Source organism: Pseudoxanthomonas wuyuanensis (assembly GCF_900215535.1).
GTDB lineage: Bacteria > Pseudomonadota > Gammaproteobacteria > Xanthomonadales > Xanthomonadaceae > Pseudoxanthomonas_A > Pseudoxanthomonas_A wuyuanensis.
The window spans coordinates 358,319-382,663 of sequence record NZ_OCND01000002.1 but is presented as its reverse complement, the minus strand read 5'-3'; the positions used below and the strand labels follow the sequence as shown (position 1 = coordinate 382,663).

20 protein-coding genes are annotated in these 24,345 nt (G+C 67.6%); 9 read left to right on the top strand and 11 right to left on the bottom strand.

The features are described 5' to 3' along the window. Positions 1–517 precede the first annotated feature (517 nt). The 5 genes from CRO39_RS06750 to cysD all read right to left on the bottom strand — a co-directional run bounded on the left by CRO39_RS06750 (position 518) and on the right by cysD (position 8,466). On the bottom strand, positions 518–1,081 hold the full coding sequence (locus CRO39_RS06750) for a GNAT family N-acetyltransferase (RefSeq protein WP_097121106.1): 564 nt from the start codon (positions 1,079–1,081) through the stop codon (positions 518–520). Next, positions 1,074–4,208, bottom strand: a complete 3,135-nt coding sequence (locus CRO39_RS06745) for an efflux RND transporter permease subunit (RefSeq protein ID WP_097121320.1) — start codon at positions 4,206–4,208, stop codon at positions 1,074–1,076. The genes CRO39_RS06750 and CRO39_RS06745 overlap by 8 nt, the downstream gene beginning before the upstream one ends. Before the next feature lie 4 nt (positions 4,209–4,212). Beyond that, positions 4,213–5,310, bottom strand: a complete 1,098-nt coding sequence (locus tag CRO39_RS06740; protein WP_097121105.1) for an efflux RND transporter periplasmic adaptor subunit — start codon at positions 5,308–5,310, stop codon at positions 4,213–4,215. A 250-nt stretch (positions 5,311–5,560) separates the two neighbouring features. Further along, positions 5,561–7,549 (bottom strand): sulfate adenylyltransferase subunit CysN, encoded by a 1,989-nt coding sequence (cysN, locus tag CRO39_RS06735; protein ID WP_425479663.1) that lies wholly within the window; start codon positions 7,547–7,549, stop codon positions 5,561–5,563. 5 nt (positions 7,550–7,554) lie between these two features. Beyond that, a complete protein-coding gene (cysD, locus tag CRO39_RS06730; protein WP_097121103.1) occupies positions 7,555–8,466 on the bottom strand; it encodes a sulfate adenylyltransferase subunit CysD in 912 nt (303 codons plus the stop codon). A 201-nt stretch (positions 8,467–8,667) separates the two neighbouring features. Here cysD and CRO39_RS06725 point away from each other — a divergent pair, with 201 nt between their 5' ends. From CRO39_RS06725 to CRO39_RS06695, 7 genes are all read left to right on the top strand, one after another. Then, positions 8,668–10,521 (top strand): assimilatory sulfite reductase (NADPH) flavoprotein subunit, encoded by a 1,854-nt coding sequence (locus CRO39_RS06725; protein WP_097121102.1) that lies wholly within the window; start codon positions 8,668–8,670, stop codon positions 10,519–10,521. Between the two features lie 118 nt (positions 10,522–10,639). Beyond that, entirely contained in the window at positions 10,640–12,340 is a 1,701-nt protein-coding gene (gene cysI / locus CRO39_RS06720) for an assimilatory sulfite reductase (NADPH) hemoprotein subunit (protein ID WP_097121101.1), read from the top strand. Beyond that, positions 12,337–13,059 carry a phosphoadenylyl-sulfate reductase gene (locus CRO39_RS06715; protein ID WP_097121100.1) on the top strand — a complete coding sequence of 241 codons (723 nt, stop codon included), beginning with the start codon at positions 12,337–12,339 and terminating at the stop codon, positions 13,057–13,059. Before cysI ends, CRO39_RS06715 begins: the two co-directional genes overlap by 4 nt. A gap of 254 nt (positions 13,060–13,313) precedes the next feature. Continuing rightward, positions 13,314–13,820: a hypothetical protein gene (locus CRO39_RS06710; RefSeq protein ID WP_097121099.1), complete on the top strand. Its 507-nt coding sequence runs from the start codon at positions 13,314–13,316 to the stop codon at positions 13,818–13,820. Positions 13,821–14,141: 321 nt separating this feature from the next. Further along, positions 14,142–15,401 (top strand): sensor histidine kinase, encoded by a 1,260-nt coding sequence (locus CRO39_RS06705; protein ID WP_097121098.1) that lies wholly within the window; start codon positions 14,142–14,144, stop codon positions 15,399–15,401. Further along, on the top strand, positions 15,394–16,161 hold the full coding sequence (locus CRO39_RS06700; protein WP_097121097.1) for a LytR/AlgR family response regulator transcription factor: 768 nt from the start codon (positions 15,394–15,396) through the stop codon (positions 16,159–16,161). The genes CRO39_RS06705 and CRO39_RS06700 overlap by 8 nt, the downstream gene beginning before the upstream one ends. 64 nt (positions 16,162–16,225) lie before the next feature. Further along, positions 16,226–16,600: a hypothetical protein gene (locus CRO39_RS06695; protein WP_097121096.1), complete on the top strand. Its 375-nt coding sequence runs from the start codon at positions 16,226–16,228 to the stop codon at positions 16,598–16,600. A gap of 37 nt (positions 16,601–16,637) precedes the next feature. On the opposite strand, the gene CRO39_RS06690 is transcribed toward CRO39_RS06695, so the two are convergent. Both CRO39_RS06690 and CRO39_RS06685 read right to left on the bottom strand, forming a co-directional pair. After that, positions 16,638–16,985, bottom strand: coding sequence for a hypothetical protein (locus CRO39_RS06690; RefSeq protein WP_097121095.1), 348 nt, complete (start codon positions 16,983–16,985; stop codon positions 16,638–16,640). A 63-nt stretch (positions 16,986–17,048) separates the two neighbouring features. Further along, on the bottom strand, positions 17,049–18,032 hold the full coding sequence (locus CRO39_RS06685; protein ID WP_097121094.1) for a LysR family transcriptional regulator: 984 nt from the start codon (positions 18,030–18,032) through the stop codon (positions 17,049–17,051). Positions 18,033–18,229: 197 nt separating this feature from the next. Here CRO39_RS06685 and cysG point away from each other — a divergent pair, with 197 nt between their 5' ends. Continuing rightward, the gene (gene cysG, locus CRO39_RS06680; protein WP_097121093.1) at positions 18,230–19,684 is read left to right on the top strand and encodes a siroheme synthase CysG; all 1,455 of its coding nucleotides are present in this window, start codon (positions 18,230–18,232) and stop codon (positions 19,682–19,684) included. A gap of 23 nt (positions 19,685–19,707) precedes the next feature. Then, entirely contained in the window at positions 19,708–20,682 is a 975-nt protein-coding gene (gene cysK / locus CRO39_RS06675) for a cysteine synthase A (protein WP_097121092.1), read from the top strand. A 96-nt stretch (positions 20,683–20,778) separates the two neighbouring features. Here the strand turns inward: cysK and CRO39_RS06670 are convergent, their stop codons facing one another. The 4 genes from CRO39_RS06670 to CRO39_RS06655 form a co-directional block, all read right to left on the bottom strand. Then, positions 20,779–21,018, bottom strand: a complete 240-nt coding sequence (locus tag CRO39_RS06670) for a hypothetical protein (RefSeq protein WP_097121091.1) — start codon at positions 21,016–21,018, stop codon at positions 20,779–20,781. Beyond that, complete coding sequence (locus CRO39_RS06665) at positions 21,015–21,506, bottom strand: DUF6265 family protein (RefSeq protein WP_097121090.1); 492 nt, start codon at positions 21,504–21,506, stop codon at positions 21,015–21,017. The genes CRO39_RS06670 and CRO39_RS06665 overlap by 4 nt, the downstream gene beginning before the upstream one ends. Before the next feature lie 26 nt (positions 21,507–21,532). Beyond that, a complete protein-coding gene (locus CRO39_RS06660; RefSeq protein WP_097121089.1) occupies positions 21,533–21,850 on the bottom strand; it encodes a TM2 domain-containing protein in 318 nt (105 codons plus the stop codon). 215 nt (positions 21,851–22,065) lie between these two features. Continuing rightward, positions 22,066–24,342 (bottom strand): hypothetical protein, encoded by a 2,277-nt coding sequence (locus CRO39_RS06655; RefSeq protein ID WP_097121088.1) that lies wholly within the window; start codon positions 24,340–24,342, stop codon positions 22,066–22,068. Between the last annotated feature and the right edge of the window lie 3 nt (positions 24,343–24,345).

The following is a 24,345-nucleotide window of genomic DNA, read 5'->3' as shown; positions in this document are numbered from 1 at the left end:
GGCGCAGCGCGCCGGGCGTTCGCCAAGGCGCGCGGCAGTGCCGCGCAAACCGCCTTGGCTCACCCATGGCCTGCTCTCCGCACCCCCAGCCCGTCGGTCGTCGCCTTTCGCGAGATGGCAGATCGCGACTTCGATAGGCCTTGCTTCAAGCGCCAGCCAAGTGTCCAGAAGCCGGTGGCCAGGGCAGCGCGGGACCGTCCGCGGCATGGATGCCGCGGAAGAGCCTGCATGGGTGAGGCAAGCGCTTGCGAAGCACGGCTTCGCGCGCAGCCGAACGCCCGCCATCTGCGATGGCGGGCCGGCCCCGCATCGCGGGCATTCACGGCGTGTCCCGCACTGTCCTGGTCACCGGATTCCATAGCCATTCCCCACGCTTGGGCGAAGAATCTTTTTCAAAAGGGAGACAACCGGCTTCGGAACAACGTGGGGAAACCTCAGGCGGCGGTAAAGCTTCATCGCGACTCACGTCGCTCCCACACAGTCGGGAAAAAGAAAGAACTTGTTGGAAACCTCAGGATTACGCGGGCTCGTTCCGCAGCAGCCGCGAGAAGATCCTCAAATCATGCAGCCCGTCGGCCTTGCGTACGGCGGCGCGGAGGATGCCCTCAGGCTGGAAATCGTTCTTCAGCAGCACCCGCGCCGAGGCCGGGTTGCTGTCCAGCACGCTGGCCTGTAGCCGCGTCAGATTCAACGATTGCATCACCCAGGGCACGTAGGCGGCCACGATACGGCTCATCAGTCCCCGGCCCCAATGGCGCTGACCCAGCCAATAGCCCAGTTCCGCACCGTGGCTGCGCTCGCCGCGCCCGGGGTGCGCGCCTATGCCGCCGCAGGCCTGGCCGTCGATCTCGATGGCCAGCACCGGGTCGGCCAGATTCACCACCTCGCCGCGCAGAAACGCCTCGCCGTCGGCGCGGGTATAGGGATGCGGAAAGCGGGAGCTGAGCCCGCGCGGAACGCGCTCATCGTTGGCGTGCAGCAGCAGCGAATCGAGATCGTCCCCGCGCCATGGCCGCAGTACGAAGCCGTCGCCGACGATGCGCACGTCCTGCAGCGCAGGCGGCGACGCCGGCTCAGCCATGGCCGCCGACCGGAGGCGTGGCCTCTTCCAGCTTGGCCAACTCGTGCGCCACCGCCTCCGGCGAGCGCGTGAACGGCGCCAGCAGCGCGTAGAACGCCGGCACCACGAACAAGGTCAGCAGCGTCGAGAACGCCACGCCGAAGATCACCACCACACCGATGGTGGCGCGGCTGGCCGAACCCGGGCCGCCGGCCAGCACCAGCGGCACCGCGCCCATGATGGTGGCGGCGGCGGTCATCAGGATCGGACGCAGGCGCACCGCCGATGCCTCGGCGATGGCGTCATGCACACTGCGGCCGTCGTCGCGCAGCTGGTTGGCGAATTCGACGATCAGGATGCCGTTCTTGGCGGCCAGTCCGATCAGCATCACGATGCCGATCTGGCTGAACAGGTTGAGCGTGCCTCCGGTGACCCAAAGGCCCAACAGCGCGCCGAACAACGCGAACGGCACCGTCAGCATGATCACGAACGGGTGGATGAAGCTCTCGAACTGCGCGGCCAGCACCAGGTAGACGATCAGCAGCGCCAGGGTGAAGGTCAGCAGGATCGCGCCGCCGGCCTCCTGATACTCACGCGACTCGCCCTTCCAGTCGATCTGCGCGTAGTCGGGCAATTCCTCGGCAACGACCTGCCGGGTCCACGCCAGCGCCTCGCCCATCGTATAGCCTGGCGCGAGCCCGCCGCTGATGGTGATGGCGCGCAGGCGGTTGAATCGGTTGAAGCTGCCGGGTTCGGCGATCTCGCTCAGCGTCACCAGGTTGGACAGCGGGATCAGCTGATCGCCGCTGCCGCGCACATAGGTGTTCTCCAGATCCGCCGGCGAGGCGCGGTTGTCGCGGCCGGCCTGCAGCATCACATCGTATTCCTCGCCGTTGTCGACATAGGTGGTGACCTGGCGCGAACCCATCATGGTTTCCAGCGTGCGGCCGATCTCCTGCACCGATACGCCCAGGTCGGCGGCGCGGTCGCGGTCGATGTTGACCCGCATCTGCGGCCGGGTTTCCTTGTAGTCGGAGTCGATGTCGACCAGGCCGGGATTCTCCTCCATCCGCACCATCATGCGGTCGCGCCACTTGGCGATTTCCTGGTAGTCCGGCCCGCCCAGCACCAGCTGGTAGCGCTGGCCGCGGCTGCCGATCAGGCCGCCGGGCACGTTGGCGCGCGCCTGCACGCCGGGCAGCTTGGCGAATTCCCGGCGCAATTCGCTGACCACCTCTTCGGTGCTGACGTCGCGCTGATGCCAGTCCTGCAGGAACACGATGACCTGCGCGGTATGCATTTCCTCGCTGGCGCCCCAGCCGCGCGGCGCGCGCGAGTTGGCGCGCTGGACCGGCTTGTCCTCGCCGATATAACCGGCCAGCACCCCTTCGACCTGTTGCAACTGGCCAACCGTGTAGTCGAAACCGGCGCCTTCCGGTCCGTCGACCATGACGAAGAAACGGCCGCGGTCCTCGGCCGGCGCCAACTCGCTTGGCACACGCCAGACCAGCAGGATGGCCAACACCGCACAGACCGCCATCGTGGCCAACATCATCGCCAGGATGCGCCGGCCCGGCAGCGCGACCAGTCGCGAAATGCGCTGTCCATAGCCGCGGCTGATGCGGCCGAGCTGGCGGTTCATCCAGGCATTGAAGCCGGTTTCCTTGCCGTGCGGGCGCACCAGCTTGGAGCACATCATCGGGGTCAGCGTCAGTGCGATGAACGCCGACAGCGCCACCGCGCCGGCCAGCGCCACCGACAGTTCGCGGAACAGGCGGCCGCTGTTGCCTTCCATGAAGCCCACCGGCAGGAAGACCGAGACCAGTACCGCCGTGGTGGCGATGACCGCGAAGGCGACCTGGGCGGTGCCGCGGCGCGCCGCGACCAGTGGCGGCTCGCCCAGGTCGGCGCGCCGCTGCACGTTTTCAAGCACCACGATGGCATCATCGACCACCAGGCCGATGCACAGCACCAGCGCCAGCAAGGTCAACAGGTTGATCGAAAAACCGAATGCGTACAGCGCGATGAATGCCGCCACCAGGCACACCGGCACCGTCACCGCCGGAATCAGTGCCGCGCGCAGGCTGCCCAGGAACAGCCAGATCACCAGCACCACCAGCGCAATGGCTTCCAGCAGCGTCCAGTAGACCCGCTTGATGGAGGCATCGATGAAGACGGTGCTGTCGTAGGCGATGAAGATGTCGGTGCCTTCGGGCAGCGTCTGCTGGATGCGCTCGGCTTCGGCACGCGCCGCCCGCGCCACGTCCAGCGCATTGGCGGTGGACGTGCGCACGATGCCCAGGCCCACGTTGGGCACGAAGTTGCTGCGCAGATAGGCGCGCCGCTCCTGCGGACCGAGTTCGACTTCGGCCACATCGCCCAGCCGCACCACGTAGCCGTCATCGCCCTTGCGCAGCGGAATCTGCTTGAACTGCTCCGGCTGCCGGTAGCCGCGCTCCATGCGCAGGGTGAAGTCGCGGGTCAGCGATTCGATGCGTCCGGCAGGCAGTTCGATGTTCTCGGTGCGCAGCGCGGTTTCGATATCGCCGGCAGTGATGCCGCGCGCCGCCATCGCGTCGCGGTTGAGCCAGATGCGCATCGCATAGCGCTGGCCGCCGCCCAGTTGCACCCGTGCCACGCCATCCAGCGACGACAACCGGTCGACGATGTAGCGGTCGGCGTAGTCGGTCAGCTCCAGCGTGTCCATGGTGTTGGAACGCATGTTCAGCCAGACGATGACATCGGCGTCGGCTTCGACCTTGGCGATCTCGGGCGGATCGGCTTCGTCGGGCATCCGGTCCATGACCCGGCTGACCGCATCGCGCACATCGTTGGCCGCCGCTTCGATGTCGCGGGTCAGGCGGAACTCGATGGTGATGTCCGAGCGCCCGTTGCGGCTCTGCGATTGCAGGGTGTTGATGCCCTCGATGCCGGACAGCGCGTCCTCGAGGATCTGGGTGACCCGGGTTTCGGCCACCGCCGCCGATGCGCCCGGATAAGTGACCTGCACCGAGACGATGGGCGGGTCGATGTTCGGCAGCTCGCGCAGGGTCAGCCGCAGGAACGACATGATGCCCAGCACGATCAGCAGCAGGCTGATCACCACCGCCAGCACCGGCCGCTTGATCGAGATGTCGGACAGCTTCATCGCTTCAGCCCTGCCGTGCAGGCTGCGGCGCCTTGCCGGCGCCATTGCCATTGCGCGGACGGGGTTCGGCTTCGGCTACCTTGACGCCCGGCCGCAACTTGCCGGTGCCGTCGACAACGATGCGCTCGCCAACGGCGATGCCCTGGGTGATTTCCACTTTGCCCTCGCGGCGCACGCCGGCGCTGACCGGCGCCTGCTCGACGCTGCCGTCGGCCTTGACCCGGTAGACGAACAAATCGCGCCCCACCTGCACGACCGCGATTTCCGGAATCACCAACGCCTGCCGCTCGGGGCGGAACAGGCGCACGTCCATCAGCATGCCCGGCCGCAGATCGCGGTCCGGATTGGGAAATTCCGCGCGCACGGTGACCGCGCGCGTGCCCGGATCGATCCGCGCATCGATCGTCTGCACGGTACCCTCGAACTGGCGGCCGGGATAGGCGGCCGCGGTGGCGGTGACGGTATTGCCGATGCCGACCGAAGCCAGCGCCGCCTCCGGTACCTGGAAGTCGACGTACATGCGCGAGATGTCGTCCAGCGTGGCGATGACCGTGGTCGGCGTAATCAGCGAACCGGGGCTGACCTGGCGGATGCCCAGCACACCGGAGAACGGTGCGCGCACCGAACGGTCACCGATCTCGGCGCGCATCTGCCGGACCCGCGCCTCGGCCGTATTCCTCAACGCCAGTTGCGTATCCAGCGCCGAGCGCGCGACCAGTTGCTGATCGGCCAGTTCCTTCTGCCGGCGGTACAGCTGATCGGCTTCCAGATAGGTGGCCTGCGCCTGCACCAGCGCTGCCTGCTGGGCGTCGCCTTTCAGCGTGATCAGGCGCTCGCCGGCGCTGACGTCCTGGCCGCTTTCGAAGTGCACTTCCTGCACGATCTCGCTGACCTTGGCGGTCAGGGTCACCGATTCGCGCGCCTTGGCGGTGCCCAGCGCCTGCAGCGTGTCGTTCCATGCCGTGGTCTGCACCACCTGGGTGGTGACCGGGATTGCGGCGGCGGCGGCGGCGGGCTGGGCCGATCCGTTCCTGCCGCAGGCGGCAAGCGACATCGCCAGCACCACAGCACAAGCCGCGCGAATCCCGAATCCGCTGAACATGGACAACCCCGTAATTATCGTTACCCGGAGTTTACCGGTCCGGCGTGAACGCATGGATTGCCCAATGCGTTGACAGGGCCATGACTAAAGACCCTTGCGCATCACCGGACCCGCGCCGCGCACCTCGAAGCGCTGCGCCCGCGTACCGCCGCATGGCATTGTCCGCGCCGGCTGCCGGCGGCACCGACGCAACCCTGGCAGAGACGGCGCGGCGAGCATACCGCACCGTATCGCTGCGGTGGCGTGAAGATCAGCGCTTTTCCAGATCCAGCGCCTGCAGCACCTGCAAGGCCAGTTCTTCCGGGGAGTGGGCGCCGGCATCCAGGTGCAGCTCCGGCGACTCCGGCACCTCGTACGGCGAGTCGATGCCGGTGAAATTGGGAATCTGCCCCGCCCGCGCCTTGCGGTACAGCCCCTTCACATCGCGCTGCTCGGCCACGGCCAGCGGCACGTCGACGAAGATTTCCACAAACTCGTCCTGGGCGAAACGCGCGCGCGCCATCCGCCGCTCGGCGCGGAACGGCGAGATGAAGCTGACCAGGACGATCAGGCCGGCATCGGCCATCAGCCGGGCCACCTCGGCGACGCGGCGGATGTTCTCGACGCGATCCTCGTCGGTGAAGCCGAGATCGCGGTTGAGGCCATGGCGGACGTTGTCGCCATCGAGGATGAAGCTGTGGTAGCCCAGCGCGTGCAGGCGCTTGTCGACCAGATTGGCGATGGTCGACTTGCCGGCGCCGGACAGCCCGGTGAACCACAGCACCTTCGGCGTCTGCCCCTTGATGCGCGCACGCGCGGCCTTGTCCACATCCAGGTGCTGCCAGTGCACGTTGCCGGCGCGGCGCAGCGCGAAGTCCAGCGTGCCGGCGGCGACGGTCGCATTGCTCTGGCGGTCGACCAGGATGAAGCCGCCGAGCGTGCGGTTCTGCGCATACGGCGCGAACACCACCGGCTCATCCAGGCTCAGATTGCAGTAGCCGACCTCGTTGAGTTCCAGCCGCTTGGCGGCCAGATGCTCCTGCGTGTTGACGTCGATGCGATGCTTGATTTCGCTGATGCTGGCCGACACCGTGCGGGTGCCTATCTTCAGCCAGTACGGCCGCCCGGGCAGCAACGCGGCATCGTCCATCCACAGCAGATGCGCGGCGAACTGATCGGCGACTTCTGGCGGGTCGCCGGCGGCGGCGATGACATCGCCGCGGCTGATGTCGATTTCATCGGCCAGGGTCAGCGTCACCGCCTCGCCGGCACCGGCGACGGCGACTTCGCCGGCCGGTCCCAGCACCTGGGTCACCCGCGAACGGCGCGCCGATGGCAGCACCACCACCTCGTCGCCTGGCCGGACCTGGCCGGCCGCCAATGTGCCGACGAAACCGCGGAAGTTCTGGTGCGGGCGATTGACCCATTGCACCGGCAGGCGCAGGCCGCTGCCGGTTTCCGGCACCTCGATCGCCACCGTCTCCAGATGCTCCAGCAGCGCCGGTCCGTCGTACCACGGCGTGCGCGCCGAACGCTGCGACAGGTTGTCGCCCTCCAGCGCCGACAGCGGAATGCACTGCACGTTGGCGATGCCCAACTGCGCGGCCAGTTCGCGGTAGCGCTGCTCAATGTCGTCGAACACGGCCTGATCGAAGCCGACCAGATCCATCTTGTTGACCGCCAGCACCACCTGGGAGATGCCCAGCAGCGAAACGATATAGCTATGCCGGCGAGTCTGCGGCAGCAGGCCCTTGCGCGCATCGACCAGCACCACCGCCAGGTCGGCGGTGGAAGCGCCGGTGGCCATGTTGCGGGTGTACTGCTCGTGGCCGGGGCAGTCGGCAACGATGAACTTGCGCCGCTCGGTATCGAAGTAGCGGTAGGCCACATCGATGGTGATGCCCTGCTCGCGCTCGGCGGCCAGGCCGTCCAGCAGCAGCGCGTAGTCGATCTCGCCGCCGCGGGTGCCGTGGCGTTTGCTGTCCGAGGCCAGCGCGGCCAACTGGTCGTCGAACAGCCGCTTGCTGTCGTACAGCAGCCGCCCGATCAGCGTGCTCTTGCCATCGTCGACGCTGCCGCAGGTGATGAAGCGCAGTAGCGGTTTGGATTCGTGCTGCTTAAGGTAGCTGGCGATGTCGGATGATCGGGACCCGGGACCCGGGACCCGGGACCCGGAAAAACCCGGCGCTCCCCGACCGTCGCTGTCGCTGTCGCCGTCCCCCGGTCCCCGGTCCCCGGTCCCCGGTCCCGTCTTCGTCACGCCCATCAGAAATACCCCTCCAGCTTCTTCTTCTCCATCGACGCCGTGGGATCCTGGTCGATCACCCGGCCCTGCCGCTCGGACGAGGTCGTCACCAGCATCTCGGCGATGATCGCCTCCAGCGTGTCGGCCTGCGATTCGATGGCCCCGGTCAGCGGGTAGCAGCCCAGCGTGCGGAAGCGCACCTGCTTCACCATGGGCACTTCGCCGGCGCGCAGCGGCAGCCGCTCGTCGTCGACCAGGATCAGCGCGCCGTCGCGTTCCACCACCGGGCGTTCGGCGGCGAAGTACAGCGGCACCACCGGGATGTTCTCGCGATAGATGTACAGCCAGATGTCCAGCTCGGTCCAGTTGGACAGCGGGAACACGCGCACGCTTTCGCCGCTGTGGATGCGGGCGTTGTACAGATTCCACAGTTCCGGGCGCTGGTTCTTGGGATCCCAGCGGTGCTTGTCGCTGCGGAACGAGAACACCCGTTCCTTGGCGCGGGATTTCTCCTCGTCCCGCCGTGCGCCGCCTATCGCCGCGTCGAAGCGGTAGTGATCCAGCGCCTGCTTCAGGCCCTGGGTCTTCATCACGTCGGTGTGCACGGTGGCGCCGTGGCTGATCGGGCCGATGTCCTGGGCGATGCCGTCCGGGTTGATGTGGACGCGCAGATCCACGCCGGTTTCGGCGGCGCGGCGGTCGCGGAAGGCGATCATCTCGCGGAACTTCCAGCGCGTGTCCACATGCAGCAGCGGAATCGGCGGCGGCGCCGGCGCGAACGCCTTCAGCAGCAGGTGCAGCAGCACCGAGCTGTCCTTGCCCACCGAGTACAGCAGCACCGGGTTGCGGAAGCCGGCCGCGACCTCGCGCAGGATGTGGATGCTTTCAGCCTCAAGGCGGTCGAGGTGGGACAACGGGGCAGCAGCGCTCATCAAGGATGCGTCGGGAACGTCGGTAGGGGGAGATTATCAGCCAGGCCGGCCCGGGCCGCTCCGCTGAGGACGCCGAGTATTCCTGCCCGCGCCTACCTTATAGAAATAAGCGCAGGCGATAAGTCCATAACCAGATGTCCTTTCTGAACGCGTCGATGCCTCTCTAGCATCGGTGCTCCACTCTTCAGATGGACCCGGCTGATGACCGCAGCATCGCCCACGCTGGCCCCCAGTCCCCTGCCCGACGAACGCAAGGCCTTGCTGGCGCGCGTGGTCGAAGGCCTGGATGGCGCCTCGCTGTGGTGGCTGTCCGGCTATGCCGCCGGCCTGGCGCAGGCGCATGCGGCCCCGCACCTGGCGCTGCTGCAGGGCCTCCCCCAGCCCAGCGCGCCCGCCCAGGCCGGCCAGCGCCTGACCGTGGTCTACGGCAGCCAGACCGGCAATGCCAAGCGCACCGCCGAAAAGCTGGCCCACGATGCCGAAGCCGCCGGACTGGCGGTGCGGCTGCTGCGCGCCGATGCCTATCCGCAGCGCGAACTGGCCAGCGAGCGCCTGCTCTACATCGTCATCAGCACCCAGGGCGAGGGCGACCCGCCGGACGACGCCATCGGCCTGGTCGAGTACATCGCCGGCAAGCGCGCGCCCAAGTTGCCGGAGCTGAAGTACGCGGTGCTGGGGCTGGGCGATTCCAGCTACGCCGATTTCTGCGGCATCGGCCGGCGGCTGGATGCGCGCCTGGCCGAACTCGGCGGCCAGCGCCTGTTGCCGGCCGGCGAAGCGGATCTGGACATCGAAACCGTCGCCGCGCCCTGGCGCGAACAGGCCCTGGGCCATGCCCGCGAATTGCTGAAGAGCGCCGCCGCGCCGCTGGCCACGGTCACCCCGCTGCGCCCAGCCGCCGCCGCGCCGGCATGGTCGCACGACAAGCCGTTCGCGGCCGAACTGCTGCTCAACCAGCGCATCAGCGGCCGCGATTTCAAGGGCAGCCGGTTCCAGCAGTACGGGCCGGCCAGCAAGGATGTGCGCCATATCGAACTGTCGCTGGAAGGTTCCGGCCTGCACTACGAACCCGGCGATGCGCTGGGCGTGCGCCACCGCAACCCGGCATCGCTGGTGGACGCGGTGCTGCAGACGCTGCAGCTGGATGGCGATACCGCGGTGTCCGAGGCTGGCGACACGCTGCCGTTGCGCGAATGGCTGGCGGCGCGGCGCGAACTGACCAAGCTGTCGCGGCCGTTCCTGGCCAATCACGCCGCGCAATCGCGCGCCGACGAATTGAACGCGTTGCTGGCGCCGGACCGCAACGCCGAACTGGCCGCGCTGCTCAACAGCCACCAGCTGATCGACGTGCTGCGCCGCTGGCCGGCCGGCTGGGACGCGCAGGCGCTGGTCGCCGCGCTGCGTCCGCTGACCCCGCGCCTGTATTCCATCGCCTGCAGCCGCAAGCGGGTCGGCGAGGAAGTGCACCTGACCGTCGACGTGCTGGGCTACCAAGCCTTCGGCCACCCCCATACCGGCGCGGCCAGCGGATTCCTGGCGGCGCTGGAAGAAGGCGCCAGCGCGCCGGTCTACATCGAGGTCAACGAACGCTTCCGGGTACCGGCGGATGCCTCGCGCGACATCATCATGGTCGGCCCCGGCACCGGCGTGGCGCCGTTCCGCAGCTTCGTGCAGGAACGCGCCGAGACCGGCGCCAGCGGCCGCAACTGGCTGCTGTTCGGCGCCCAGCATTTCAACCGCGATTTCCTCTACCAGACCGAATGGCAGGACGCGCTGCGCAGCGGCGAACTCCACAGGCTGGATTTGGCCTTCTCGCGCGACCAGCCCGAGAAAATCTACGTGCAGGACCGCCTGCGCGAACGCGGCCGCGACGTCTACGACTGGCTGCAGAGCGGCGCGCATTTCTATGTCTGCGGCGCCATCGCGATGGGCAAGGACGTGCATGCCGCACTGACCGACATTGTGTCGCAGCACGGCGGCGTGGATGCCGATGGCGCTGCCGAGTACCTGGCTTCGCTGCAGCGGGAGGGGCGATATGCGCGCGATGTCTATTGAATGTTGGGGACCAGGGACCGGGGACCGGGGACCCGGAGAAGCGGCGACCCTTGCCGTTGCATCTGCCCTTGCTCTTCCCCGGTCCCTGGTCCCTGGTCCCTAGTCCCTGGTCCCGCAAATGAGCCATTCCGTAGAAGACATCAAATCCGAAAGCAAGCGCCTGCGCGGCAGCCTGCTGGAGAGCCTGGCCGATCCGGTCACCGGCGCGCTGCGCGAATCGGACCAGACGCTGATCAAGTACCACGGCAGCTACCAGCAGGACGACCGCGACATCCGCGACGAACGTCGCCGGCAGAAGCTGGAGCCGGCCTACCAGTTCATGATCCGCACCCGCACGCCCGGCGGCGTGGTCACGCCGGAGCAATGGCTGAAGCTGGACGCCATCGCCACCAGGTACGCCAATCATTCGCTGCGCATCACCACCCGCCAGGCGTTCCAGTTCCATGGCGTCATCAAGCGCGAACTGAAGGCCACCATGCAGGCCATCAATGCGGCGCTGATCGACACGCTGGCCGCCTGCGGCGACGTCAACCGCAACGTGCTGGTCGCCGCCAATCCGCTGGAATCGCGTGCGCATGCGCAGGTGCAGGCCTGGGCGGCCAGGCTGTCCGAGCACCTGCTGCCCAACACCCGCGCCTACTACGAGATCTGGCTGGATGAAGAGCGCGTGGCCGGCAGCGGCGAGGAGGACGAGCCGATCTACGGCGCCACCTACCTGCCGCGCAAATTCAAGATCGGCTTCGCGGTACCGCCGGTCAACGACGTGGACGTGTTCGCCAACGACCTGGGCTTTATCGCCATCCTTGAAGATGGCGAGCTGGCCGGCTTCAACCTGGTCATCGGCGGCGGCATGGGCGCCACCCATGGCGATCCCGAAACCTATCCGCGCATCGGCAACGTGGTCGGCTTCCTGACCCCGGAGCAGCTGCTGGATGTGGCCACCGCCGTGGTTACCACCCAGCGCGACTACGGCAACCGCGAACTGCGCAAGCGCGCGCGCTTCAAGTACACCATAGACGACCACGGACTGGCCTTGATCGTGCAACAGATTGAAAGCCGCGCCGGCGTCTCTCTCCAGCCGGCGCGCGCTTTCGTTTTCGAGCACAACGGCGACCGCTATGGCTGGGTCGAAGGCGAGGATGGCCGCTGGCACCTGACCCTGCACCTGTTCGCCGGCCGCATCGCCGACCGCGCCAATGCCCCGCACCTGACCGGTCTGCGCGAAATCGCCAACGTCCACCGCGGCGAATTCAGGATGACCGCCAACCAGAACCTGGTCATCGCCGGCGTGCCCGCCAGCGAGCGCGAGCGCATCGATGCGCTGGTGCACAGCCACGGCCTGGACAGCGGCCAGCACCTGGGCAGCGCGCTGGCGCGCGCGGCGGTGGCCTGCGTGGCGCTGCCGACCTGCGGCCTGGCCATGGCCGAAGCCGAGCGCTACCTGCCCGACTTCACCGCCAAGCTCGAGCCGCTGCTGGACAAGCACGGCCTGCGCGATGCCCCCATCCTGCTGCGCATCTCCGGCTGCCCCAATGGCTGCTCGCGCCCGTACCTGGGCGAAATCGCCCTGGTCGGCAAGGCGCCGGGCCGCTACAACCTGATGCTGGGCGCCGACCACCGCGGTCAGCGCCTGAACACGCTGTACCGCGAGAACATCACCGAACCGGAAATCCTTGCAGCGCTGGATCCGCTGCTGGGCCGCTACGCCGGCGAGCGCGAAACCGGCGAGGGCTTCGGCGACTTCCTGCACCGCAGCGGCATCGTCGCGCTTCCGCCCTACCCCACACACCGACAGATCGCACTGGAACTGCACGCATGAGCGCCCCCGCACCCGCCGTTACCTCACAGGACAGCGACCGCATCGCCGAGGCGAACGCGCTGCTGGAGTCGCAAACGCCGCAGCAGCGCATCGCCTGGGCGCTGGAGAATGGCGCGGCCAACCATGCGATGTCTTCCAGCTTCGGCGCGCAGGCTGCGGTGCTGCTGCACATGCTCACCCAGCAGAAGCCGGACATCCCGGTCATCCTGATCGACACCGGCTACCTGTTCCCGGAAACCTACCGCTTTGCCGACGAACTGCACGAACGGCTCAAGCTCAACCTGCAGGTGTTCCGTCCGCTGGTCAGCCGCGCCTGGATGGAAGCCCGCCACGGCCGGCTGTGGGAGCAAGGCGTGGTCGGCATCGAGCAGTACAACAGCCTGCGCAAGGTCGAGCCGATGAAGCGCGCGCTGAAGGAACTGGGCGTGCAGACCTGGTTCACCGGCCTGCGCCGCAGCCAGTCCAGCACCCGCGCCAATGCGCCGGTGCTGCAGCAGCGCGAAGGCCGGCTGAAGGTCAATCCCATCGTCGACTGGAACGATCGCGATATCTGGCAATACATGAAGCAGCACGATCTGCCCTACCACCCGCTGTGGGAAGAGGGCTATGTCTCCATCGGCGACTTCCATACCAGCAGCCGCTGGGAGCCGGGCATGCGCGAGGAAGACACCCGCTTCTTCGGCCTGAAGCGCGAGTGCGGCATCCATATCGACGTGTAGTTGGAGGCTGGGAATCGGGAATCGGGACTGGAGACCGGGGACCGGGGACCGGGGACCGGGGGAAATTTTCGCAATGGTTGTTGCGCCACCAACCGTTCGGAAAATTCCGACAGTTGGCAGGCGGGATCGCCGACAACGATTTCGGCGTTCGCCGGATAGCCGCAGGCATGGAGTTTGGCGAACCTGTGAATGCGGCATGACCCGCATTCGGCGCTCAGAGTCGCCGCCCAACCAACCATTCAAGGAAGAACTTCATGACCAGGAACGGACGCATCCGTTTTTCGCTCGCCACCGGCCTCGCGCTGCTGCTGGCAGCAACCGCGCACTCCCACGCGGCTCCGCCGCAGAGCTTTTCCGGCCCCTTCGTCGACACTTCCGCCTACCTGCAAAGCGACGCCCATATCGATGCCTGGTACGGCATGACCTGGGCGCTCAAGCGCAACTTCGATGAGATCTGCGGCGATACCTTCTGCGAGGGCGAGTTCAGCAACATCGAATCGCTGCGCTACCGCTGTTCGGTGCACCGGGTCAGCGGCCGCATCGGCAGCTGCGTCTGGGTATTTGCCGCCAGCAATGAAGAAATCGAGCCGGCCACGGGCAAGATCGGCGTGCAGGAAGGCTTCTGGCACTGCCGCACGCCGCTGCCGGCATACACCACCATCGAGGAACTGCTGACCGCGCTGGCCGGCGAGCAACCGTTGTACGCGACGCTACCCGGATCAAGCCGGTCGATCTTCGATGGCCTGATCGACTGCCTCTGATCTCCGGCGGGGCGGGCAGGCACCATTGCCTGGGTGCCTGCCCGCCGCGGCTGGCGGCTTGTCCCGGCGCCGGGCCAATGCCGCAAACCCGTCGCCCGCGCCGTTGCCTGCAATGCGTCGGCAACTGCCGCACCCACGCCGCAAGGCGCAGCGCCAGCCAGCGGAACTGCCGCGTCGTTGCCGCCGCGGCGACCGGCAAGCCATGGTTCCACACCACGGTTTATCCGCTCCATCGCCGTTTCCGGCGTTTTGTCGCTCCGGCCAACACAGCGCCGGAAGAGGCCGTTATGCTCCCCGGCATTCCAAACGCCGGTACCCGCCGTGTTCGCCAGTCTGTTCCTCGTCACCCGCATGCTGATCGCCTGGACCGTCGCCATCATCGTCGCCGGTTTCGTCTGGAGCGGTCTGTTCAGCGGCATGAATCGGGGACCGGGTTGGTTCTTCGGCCTGTTGGCGATGCTGGTGATGGTGTCGGTGCTGTTCAGTACCGTGTCGCATCTGCGCCGGGTCTGGCTGATCGCCGGCCGCCTGGACAGCGACATCCTGTCCAGCCGCCAGCGCCGCCAGATCGAAGTGCCGTTCGAGGCCGGCGAAACCTTCGATCTGCTGGATGCCGCGCTGCGCGAGCTGCCGCGCAGCGAGGAGATCGAAAGCGCCCGCGACAGCCTGCAGGTGAGCGCGCGCATCCGCCGCGTCGATCCCTATGCCAACAAGCCGCCGTCGCGCTTCAACGTGTTCGCCCGTTTTGCGGTCAAGCGCAACCAGGTGCTGGCCACGGTGACTCCGCGCGATGGCACCAGCAGCATCACCCTGATCTGCGGCCCCGATGCCGACGCCTGGACCGACCTGTTCACGCTGGACGACGGCACCAACCTGGAAAACGTCGAAGCGATCACCCGCGCCATCACCCGCCGCGTTGCCGACCGCCGCCGCGGCGAAAAAGCCGCCAGCCAACAGACGGTGACCGAAAAGGAACTGACCGTGGCCAAGCTGAGCCTGCTGCACGCCCAGGTCGAACCGCACTTTCTCTACAACACGCTGGCCAGCGCGCAGTTGCTGACCCGTACCGACCCGGCGCGCGCCGACCAGATGCTGGGGCACCTGATCCAGTACCTGCGCCGTTCGCTGCCGCGCACCGAGGACTCGCTGTCGACGCTGGGCGAGGAGCTGGAACGCGCGCGGGCCTATCTGGAAATCCTCAAGATCCGCATGGGCTCGCGGCTGAACCTGCAGATCGAAGTGCCTGACGAGCTGAAGCCATTGCCGTTCCCGTCGATGATGCTGCAGACCCTGGTGGAGAATTCCATCAAGCACGGGCTGGAGCCAAAATCCGGCGGCGGCACCGTCTGGATCCTGGCGCGCGCGCACGACGACGATGTCTCGGTCACCGTTGCCGATGACGGCCTGGGCTTCAACGCGCAGAGCAGCGGCACCGGCATCGGCCTGAAGAACGTGCGCGAACGGTTGCGCCTGGCCTATGGCGCTGCCGCCTCGTTCGCCATCGTCTCCAATTTCCCCAGCGGCGTGGCCGCGACCATCACCCTGCCCGCCGGCACCGCAGGAGCCCACAGCCATGCTTAAGTGCGTCATCGCCGAAGACGAGGAACTGCTGCGCACCGCGCTGGCGGCGACGCTGCGCGAGGTATGGCCGGAACTGGACATCGTTGCCGAATGCGAGGACGGAGCCGCGGCGCTGGAGGCCATTGCCGAGCACCAGCCCGAGGTGGCCTTCCTGGACATCCGCATGCCCGGCCTGACCGGCCTGGAAGTGGCCGGCGCGCTGGCCGAGACCAGTCCGCACACCCAGGTGGTCTTTGTCACCGCCTACGACCAGTACGCCATCGATGCCTTCGAACAGGGCGCGGTCGACTACCTGCTCAAGCCGATCGCCCGCGACCGCCTGGCCGCGACCGTGCAGCGGTTGCAGGCGCGCGCCGCGGCCGGGCAGTCCGGCGCCGGCGCGCTCGACGCGCTGTTGCGCAGGCTGTCGGCGCATCTGCCAGGTTCCGCGCGCGAGCCGCTGGTATGGATCACCGCCAGCGCCGGCCGGGAAACCCGCCTGATCATGGTGGAGGACGTGGCCTACTTCCAGGCCGACAACAAATACACCGTGGTGATGACCGCCGATGGCGAGGCGCTGCTGCGCAAACCCATCCGCGAACTGCTGGATACGCTGGACCCCACCATCTTCAAGCAGATCCACCGCTCCACCATCGTCAACCTGAAAGCCATCGCATCGATTGCGCGCGAAGACAGCGGCAAGGGCAAGGTCCGGCTGAAGACACGGCCGGAAACGCTGACCGTCAGTCAGCCGTTCATGACCCTGTTCCGCAACATGTGACGGAAGGACGTTTCGCCGGCGGGCGCCTGCGCCCGTCTTCCGAGAAACCATCGAGGTATTGGCCATGCGCATCATCGTTCCGGCAATTTCCGCCCTGCTGTCGCTGGCCGGTTGCCACGAGAAACCCAGCGTAACCAGCGAAGTCCGTTCCAGCCGCGATGGCGTGGCCACGCTGCACAGCAGGGCCACATTGAAGGACGGCTCTGCCCGCTTCCAGTGCCTGCGCAGCCAGAGCGGCCGTTGCCATTACCTGGTGTTCGCCGAAGGCTGCCCGGACGTCTCGGCGGGAGAATCGCCAACGGCCGACTGCGACGTGAAGCCGGTGGACAGTTTTTCGCTGGTACCCGGCGACGAAAAGCAGTTGCCCGGCCTATCGCGCGATTTCCGTCATTGCGTGGATGCCATGGCCATGCCGGCGGCGCCGCAGTGCCTGAACTGAAACCAAGCGCCCACCCAATCGCAGGCTTCCTTCTACGTCAGTGCGAAGGTTTTGCAGCAACCTGCAGCGTCCTGCCGCCGCACCCCATGCATTTTCGATAGATCTGTCCGCGGCGGTTCAGGCGCGGTCGCGACATCAGCCCGCCGCAGGCGCAGCGCAGCTCGCGCCCGCGCGCCCAGCGCCATAGCCGCCAGCTGGCGTGCATCGCCCAGATCATGCCGATCAGGATTGCCAGCAGGAACGACAGCGAAGCCAGCCGCGGGGAGAAGAATCCGCCGAACATGCGCTGCGTACGCGCGATCGTTTCGGCAGCGACCAGGCCGCCGACGACGATCAGCACGGCCGGAGCGTACATGCGCAGCACCATCTTCGAAATCAGCTTCATCCCACTGCCCCCACCTGCCGGCGCGCACCGACGCCCGCAGTAAAGCGCGCGCGGCGACGGGATTCAACTGGTGATGGTCTGGGTCAGCGATTCCCAGCTCGGCGGCTGCGGCCAGTCGGGGGCCTGATTGCCGTCCAGCACCCGCCGCAGGTCGCGGCGGTCCACCTGCGGCGCCAACACGTGCACCAGTTCCAGTGCGTAATCGCGCAGCACCCGTTCGCGCGGCAGCACCGCCCAGGCAATGCATTCGGCCACTTCCTTCGGCGCCGGCCAGGCGCGCAGATCGGTATCGCTGGCATTGACCGCCATCTCGGCCAGCAGCCCTACGCCCAGCCCGGTGCGCACATAGGTCTTGATCAGGTCGGCATCCAGCGCCGTCAGCGCGATGGTCGGCTCCAGGCCGACGCTGGCGAAGGCGCGTTGCAGCGAGGACTCGGGCCGGGTGGAGGATTCGTAGCTGATCAGCGGCTGCCGGGCCAGTTCGCGCATGCCCGGCACGCTGCCGGCCTTATCCAGCGCATGCCCGCGCGGCACCAGCACCAGTCGCCGCCAACGGTACAGCGGTACCGCGATGCCGGCCTGCGGCTCGTCGCCGGCGGTGCTGATCACCGCGATATCGGCATCGCCCTGGCTCAACAGGTCCAGCGCCTGGCTCTCTCCGGCCTGCTGCAGATGCACGCTGACCTGCGGATAGTCGCGCTTGATGCGGGCGATGGCTGGCGGCAGCACGAAACGCGCCTGGGTGTGGGTGGTGGCCAGGATCAACTGGCCCTGGCTTTCGCGGCGCTGGTTGGCCGCATAGGTGCGGATGTTGTTGGCTTCGGCCAGCACTGCGCGGGCGCGTTCGATCACCTCGCCGCCGGCCGGGGTAATCGCCTCCAGGCTGCGCCCTTTGCGTACGAACAACAGAAAACCCAGTTCGTCTTCCAGTTGCTTGAGTTGCTTGGACAGCCCGGGCTGGGTGGCGTGCACGCGCGCGGCCGCCAGCGTGATGTTCAGATCGGCATCCGCAATGGCGACCAGGTAGCGGAGTTGGGTCAGCGTCATCGGTAGGGAGTCTCTGGCGACGGGCGCATCGGCGTCTGCGCCGGGCGCGTCACGGGATGGTCCATGAATGTAGAGGATTTAGCCGGACCGTAGCTGCCTATCCTTATAACTGCAAGGAATATGGCAACAGGACATCGTCATTTCCTTGCCCCTGCGAGCCGGCGTTACGGTCATCGCCCCCGTCGATCATTCCTTCCATGACCGCACCGCTGTTCCCGCTATTTGCCGATCTGCGCAACCGCGCAGTGCGGGTCGTCGGCGGCGGTGCCGTGGCCGAACGCAAGGTCGAGGCGCTGCTGCGGGCCGGGGCACTGCCGCGGGTCGGCGCCCCGGTCCTCAGCGCCCGCCTGCAGGCATGGCACGACCAGGGCCGTATCGAATGGCAGGCCGGCGAATTCGGCGAAGACTGGCTGGACGGCGTCTGGCTGGTCATAGCCGCCACCGATGACGCCACCGTCAACCGGAGCGTGGCCACCGCCGCCGAGGCGCGCCGGCTGCTGGTCAACGTGGTCGACGATGCCGAGCTGTCCAGCTTCCAGGTGCCGGCGGTGGTGGACCGCGGCGCCTTGCAGATCGCCATCTCCAGCGGCGGCGGCGCGCCGATGCTGGCGCGGCACCTGCGCAAGCGACTGGAGATCCAACTGGACGACGCCTGGGGCGAGCTGGCCGCCCTGTTCGCCCGCCAGCGCGAGCGCATCCGCGCGCGCTTCCCGGATCCGGGCCAGCGCCGCCGCTTCTTCGAGCAGTTGCTGGCCGGCCCGTTGCCGCGGCTGTTCCGGCAGCGCCAGCAGGCGCAGGCCGAAGACCTTTTCGAAACCTCGCTGCGGCAGACCGCCACCGCGCCGGCGCAGGGCTCGGTCACCCTGGTCGGCGCCGGACCCGGCGATCCCGGCCTGATCACGCTGAACGCGTTGCGCGCGATGAACGAAGCCGACGTGATCCTGCATGACCGCCTGGTCAGCGACGACGTGCTGCAGCTGTCGCGCCGCGATGCCGTGCGCATCGAAGTCGGCAAGTCCGCGCAGGGCCACAGCGTGCGCCAGGAGCAGATCCACACGCTGATGCTGGAGCACGCCCGCGCCGGCAAGCGGGTGGTGCGGTTGAAGGGCGGCGATCCGTTCGTGTTCGGCCGCGGCGGCGAAGAGCTGGAATTCCTGCGTGCGCACGGCATTCCTTATGAAGTCGTACCCGGCGTCACCGCCGCGCTGGCCTGCGCCGCCTATGCCGGCATTCCGCTGACCCACCGCGATCATGCGCAGTCGCTGCGCCTGGTCACCGCGCACTGCAAGGACTCGCAAGACACTTTGGACTGGGCCGCGCTGGCGCAGGAGCGGCAGACCCTGGCGGTCTATATGGGCGTGGCCGGGCTGGACAACTTCCGCGCCCGCCTGCTCCAGGCCGGTCGCGCGCCGCAGACCCCGTTCGCGCTGATCGAAAACGGTTCGCGCGCCAACCAGCGCGTGGTCACCGGCACCCTGGCCGATCTTCCCGACACCGCGCGTTGCCACCAGGTACGGTCGCCGGCGCTGCTGATCCTGGGCGAGGTCGCCGCGTTGGCCGGCACCCTGCACTGGTTCGGCGCCGCTCCGCTGCACGCCGCACCGCCACATTCCGCCAACCTGCAGGCCCCTACACTGCCGCAGGCCGCCTGACCGCTTCCGACCCGGAGATCCGCATGGCCATCTACGACAACATCCTCGACACCATCGGCCGCACGCCCGTGGTCAAGTTGCACCGCGTGGCGCCCAGCCACGTCAGCCTGTACGCCAAGATCGAATCGTTCAATCCCGGCGGCTCGGTCAAGGACCGGCTGGCGCTGGCAATCATCCTGGACGCCGAAGCCAAGGGCCTGCTGAAGCCCGGCGACACCATCGTCGAAGCCACTTCCGGCAACACCGGCGTGGCGCTGGCGATGGTTGCCGCCGCGCGCGGCTACAAGTTCGTCGCCACCATGGTGGAGACCTTCTCGATCGAGCGCCGCAAGCTGATGCGCGCCTACGGCGCGAAAGTGATCCTGACCCCGGCCGCCGAGCGCGGCAGCGGCATGGTGCGCAAGGCCGAGGAACTGGCCGCCAAGCATGGCTGGTTCCTGGCCCGCCAGTTCGCCAACCCGGCCAATCCGGCCTACCACCGGCAGACCACCGCCGCCGAAATCCTGCGCGATTTCGCCGGGCTGCGGCTGGATCATTTCGTCACCGGCTGGGGCACCGGCGGCACCCTGACCGGGGTCGGCGAAGTGCTGCGGGTGGCGCGGCCGGAAGTGCGCATCACCGCCTCCGAGCCGGCCGGCGCCTCGCTGCTGCTGGGCAAGGAATGGCAGCCGCACAAGATCCAGGGCTGGACCCCGGATTTCGTGCCGGAAGTGCTGAACCGCGATGTGGCCGACGAGATCCTGCCGGTCACCGATGCCGACGCCATCGCCACCGCGCGCCGGCTGGCGGCCGAGGAAGGCATCTTCGTCGGCATCTCCGCCGGCGCCACCGTCGCAGCCGCGTTGCAGGTCGCCGAAAAGGCCAGCGAAGGCTCGGTGCTGCTGGCGATGCTGCCCGACACCGGCGAGCGTTATTTCTCCACGCCGCTGTTCGAAGGCGTCATCGAAGGGTCGGACGACGACTGGCTGGCATCGCTGGGCGAGGCCGCCCTGCCCTGAGACGGCGCCTGCGGAAGGCAGCTATCGCCAAGGGCTTCGCGCAGGGCGGGCCCTGGCCCGCCATCGCCATTGCCATCTTTCGGCCGCTCCCGCCAATCATCGAAACCGTTGTCGCGCGGCGGCGGTGCCAACCAGACCCGCCATCGCGTTCAGGGATAGCAGGCCAGGGCCGGCCTGCGCGCTGCGAACCAGAATCGAGCTGCTGCACATGGACGAACGCGTGCGCGATCGCAGGCACGAAGCGGCTTCCGGATCCGGGTGCAGGTAGCGCGTGGCGCAAAGCGCCTCCGGCCCGATCTGCACGCCGGTATCGGGAGAAGCCGCAAGGCGGGTCACCGTGCCGGTTTCGACGAATCTTCCGCCGGCGCGCCCGCTTCGCAGTCGCGCGTCCACGTCCATTCCAGCTTCTGGCCGGCATCGCTGCCATCGTCCACGCGCGCATGCAGGGTGTCCGCGTCCACGCGGCGATAGATCACCCGGCGCGGAAAATCGTGCGCGGGATTGGCGAAGACAATCCTGTCCGCGGCCGCGCTGTCGACCGGGAACGCTACCGCATCCTTCCCGTTGGGTTGCGCCAGGAACACCCAGCGGCCGTCCTGCCGGGCGATACGCATGAACTCGAACCCCGCTGCCCGGCCGTCGCGCGTGTCGCGATGCATGCCCAGCAGCAGATCGCCTCGCGGGGCCATCCAGGTCTCCTCGCTGAAGGTCTTGCCCTGCACGCCGCACCAGTGGCCGGCCAGCCACGCCAGTTCTTCCGCACCGGCCAACGGCGAGGCCAGCAGGAAGCATGCGGCCAATCCTGCAACGATGGTTCGCTTCATGCTTCCTCCTTGCTCCCGGTGATGCCTCAGTACATCGGCCTGCCGTCGCTGTCCGTGGTCACGGTGCAGATTTCGACGATCGTCCAGATGTACATCGGAATCCAGAGCAGCCAGCAGGACAGCACACTGATCAGCAACTGGATCAAGCCCTTCTGGTTGTAGCCGGCATAGAAATTGTGGATGCCCGGCAGGCCTATCAGACCCAGCAGCGCGCCGAACAGGATGAAGCTGGTGCGGTTCTTCCCCTGTGCCACTGCCTGCGGGAAATACCCTGTCGCCACACCGCATTGCGGGCACACCACCGCCTGGTCCACCACTGCTTGCCCGCATTGCCTGCAGAACATGTCGCTCCCCTTCGTATCGATGGCGAACGGTAGCAGGTCGCGGTACCGGAGGCGACTTTCCGTTGCCGCAATAAACTTGCGGCGAGCGGGGCAACAGGTCCGGCGCAGGATTGCCGGGCAGCCGGGACCGGTCGCGTTTCACGCCGCTGCAGGGATGCCGCTACAAAGAACGGTTCTGGCTTTGCCGCGTTGCGCCGTATGCAACGCCCCGGTATTCAGCGGCGTCCGCGCGCCGGCAACGGCAAATCGCGACTGACCGCCGGCTCGTCCACGCGCAGATATTCGATGGTATCCACCGGGCCCCAGAAGCGCAGCCGGTCTTCGCCCACGCCTTCCGAACCGTCCGGAAATTCGGCCAGCCGCCGTCCGCCGGCGTCGCGGGCCAACAGGGTCTCCTGCTTGCGCGCCTTGGCGACATCGGCCCTGCAGGCCGCGGCAATGCCCACATAGCCATTGCCGAGATCCTGGAAGCAACCCGCTTGCTCCAGCCGCTGGACGACCGGCCCGATCCGCTGCGGACAGATCGCCCGGACCGCGACCGGCTCGTCGCCGAATGCGCTGCGATCCAGCGCCCAACCGACCCAACCGGGATCGCCCGAGCGGAAGAGATCGTTACGGCTGCGCCGCTCCACCCCATAAACCGGGCTTCCCGTCGACGACAGCGGCCGCGCTTGGCAGAACCTGGCGGCGGCATCCTGCAAATTCCCGCGCAGCGGCACCAGCACCTTGTAGCCGGCCTGGTCATCGACCAGCGTGTCGAAGGCTTCCAGCAGCGCCTGTCCGGTTACCGCCGCTGCCGGCGCACCCACCGGTTCGCTGGCGTGGCGGACGCCGATCAGCGCGCCGCCTGCAAACAGGTCGGAGCCATTGGCGAAGATCCAGGTATCGGGTTGCCACTGCAACGTGTAGCGGCGCAATTCGATCGCGGCAATGGGTTCTGCCGTTATCACCCGGTAGCGCGGGTTGCTGTACCGCGAAGACAGCGGCGGCGGATTTTCTGGCGCCGGCTGCAGCAAGTGCTCGCCATAGGGAATGGCGACATGGCGAATCGGCGTGCCCTGCGCATCCAGCGGAGCGATCACCCAGATGTCCTGTTCGCTCCCGGCCGAAGCGGCATGCTTCAGCTCGACCCAGCGCTCCGACCACTCAAGCGTCGGTGACGATGGTCCGGCCTGCTGGCCGCGCGCGATCACTTTTTGCTCTTGCAGCTGGTGCCCGCCCAGTTCCAGATCCAGCGCGATGGTCGCCAGTCCGTCCAGCGCCTCTGCCTGCAACGCTGGCGGCAGCCGGAACGGGAACTGCTCGTCGCGCTCGTCCAGGTCCAGATTCTCCTGGCCGGCTGTCAGTTCGAACAGGCGGTTGGGAATGGCCTCGATATCCGGCAACGGCTCGCCATTGGCATCCAGCAGGCGGGCATTCTTCAAGCGCATGAGGAAACGTCGCGGCCACTGGCCCGCCGCAATCACGTCGTACTGCCCGGACAAATCGATCCGCGGACGCGGATGGCTTGTCTCATCGATACGGAAGATCAATCCCCCGCGGATGCGTTTCCATTCGGCTTCCGGCAGGCCGGCGATCGCCATCTGCTTCAGATGGCTGTCCAGATCCCGCAGTTCGTCGGCAGGCACCGCTTCGCCGCGGAATTCGGGCGACGCCAGCAGCACTTCGAAATGCTCCCGGTAGGCTTTCCAGTCGGCCGCATCCCATTGGGTGGCGGTCATCGCCACGGCATGCCGCTGGCTGATGGCCAGCATCCGCAGCTGCATCGGCTCGCTTTGCCCCGGCACCAGGCCGTCGGGCAGCGACAATGTCAGCCGTGCCTCCACCGGCATGCCCGAGTCACGGCGCAGCACCTGGTAGCCGGTCAGCGCGGCGCCCTCGGACGAGCTTGCCTGCATCTCCAGTTCCACCTGCTGCGCATCCAGCGCAGCAACCCGCATCGTCCACGCCAGTTCGCCCAATCCCGGGACTTTCTGCGTTTCGCGCAAGCGCTGGCCGACACTCAGCTTTTCCGGCAGCGCGAACGGGCGCACGCCGACCGCGTCGCCGATGCGCGCCAGCGCCTCGCGCACCTGCGGTCGGTGCCTGGCCAGCGCTTCCAGCGCCTGCGGGTCCGCCGCGCCCACCGAAACGACGCGGCCCGATCTGTCCAGGCGGGTCTCGATGCCGCTGCCCAGAAACGCCGCCATCGCCGCATCGTCGGCATAGTCGGCGTCGAGCTTGTAGGAATCGCCGCGCTGGCCGTAGCCGGCATCCAGTTTGAACCACACCGTGCGCGCGCGCAGGCGGCTGCCGTTGCCGTCGGAGCGCAACGTCACCGGCATCAGCGCCTGCTGGGTGATCAGCGCCTGGCCGCTGGCCGGGCCGATTTCCTGGCGGACGAAATACGCATCGTCGTAGCTGGCGGCCGCAGCGTTGCCGGCGAATCCCGACAGCGCCAACACGATGGAAAAAACATGACCCGCCGGACGGCGGAACCGGGTGCGATCCATATG

Bases quoted from the DNA above. Each gene is read 5' to 3' on its own strand.
- CRO39_RS06660 (WP_097121089.1), bottom strand. From the start codon at position 21,850: ATGTTCTGCAGGCAATGCGGGCAAGCAGTGGTGGACCAGGCGGTGGTG.
- CRO39_RS06745 (WP_097121320.1), bottom strand. From the start codon at position 4,208: ATGAAGCTGTCCGACATCTCGATCAAGCGGCCGGTGCTGGCGGTGGTG.
- CRO39_RS06690 (WP_097121095.1), bottom strand. From the start codon at position 16,985: ATGAAGCTGATTTCGAAGATGGTGCTGCGCATGTACGCTCCGGCCGTG.
- CRO39_RS06740 (WP_097121105.1), bottom strand. From the start codon at position 5,310: ATGTTCAGCGGATTCGGGATTCGCGCGGCTTGTGCTGTGGTGCTGGCG.
- CRO39_RS06685 (WP_097121094.1), bottom strand. From the start codon at position 18,032: ATGACGCTGACCCAACTCCGCTACCTGGTCGCCATTGCGGATGCCGAT.
- CRO39_RS06655 (WP_097121088.1), bottom strand. From the start codon at position 24,342: ATGGATCGCACCCGGTTCCGCCGTCCGGCGGGTCATGTTTTTTCCATC.
- cysG (WP_097121093.1), top strand. From the start codon at position 18,230: ATGACCGCACCGCTGTTCCCGCTATTTGCCGATCTGCGCAACCGCGCA.
- cysI (WP_097121101.1), top strand. From the start codon at position 10,640: ATGAGCCATTCCGTAGAAGACATCAAATCCGAAAGCAAGCGCCTGCGC.
- CRO39_RS06695 (WP_097121096.1), top strand. From the start codon at position 16,226: ATGCGCATCATCGTTCCGGCAATTTCCGCCCTGCTGTCGCTGGCCGGT.
- CRO39_RS06710 (WP_097121099.1), top strand. From the start codon at position 13,314: ATGACCAGGAACGGACGCATCCGTTTTTCGCTCGCCACCGGCCTCGCG.
- CRO39_RS06665 (WP_097121090.1), bottom strand. From the start codon at position 21,506: ATGAAGCGAACCATCGTTGCAGGATTGGCCGCATGCTTCCTGCTGGCC.
- CRO39_RS06725 (WP_097121102.1), top strand. From the start codon at position 8,668: ATGACCGCAGCATCGCCCACGCTGGCCCCCAGTCCCCTGCCCGACGAA.
- cysD (WP_097121103.1), bottom strand. From the start codon at position 8,466: ATGAGCGCTGCTGCCCCGTTGTCCCACCTCGACCGCCTTGAGGCTGAA.
- CRO39_RS06700 (WP_097121097.1), top strand. From the start codon at position 15,394: ATGCTTAAGTGCGTCATCGCCGAAGACGAGGAACTGCTGCGCACCGCG.
- CRO39_RS06715 (WP_097121100.1), top strand. From the start codon at position 12,337: ATGAGCGCCCCCGCACCCGCCGTTACCTCACAGGACAGCGACCGCATC.
- CRO39_RS06750 (WP_097121106.1), bottom strand. From the start codon at position 1,081: ATGGCTGAGCCGGCGTCGCCGCCTGCGCTGCAGGACGTGCGCATCGTC.
- cysK (WP_097121092.1), top strand. From the start codon at position 19,708: ATGGCCATCTACGACAACATCCTCGACACCATCGGCCGCACGCCCGTG.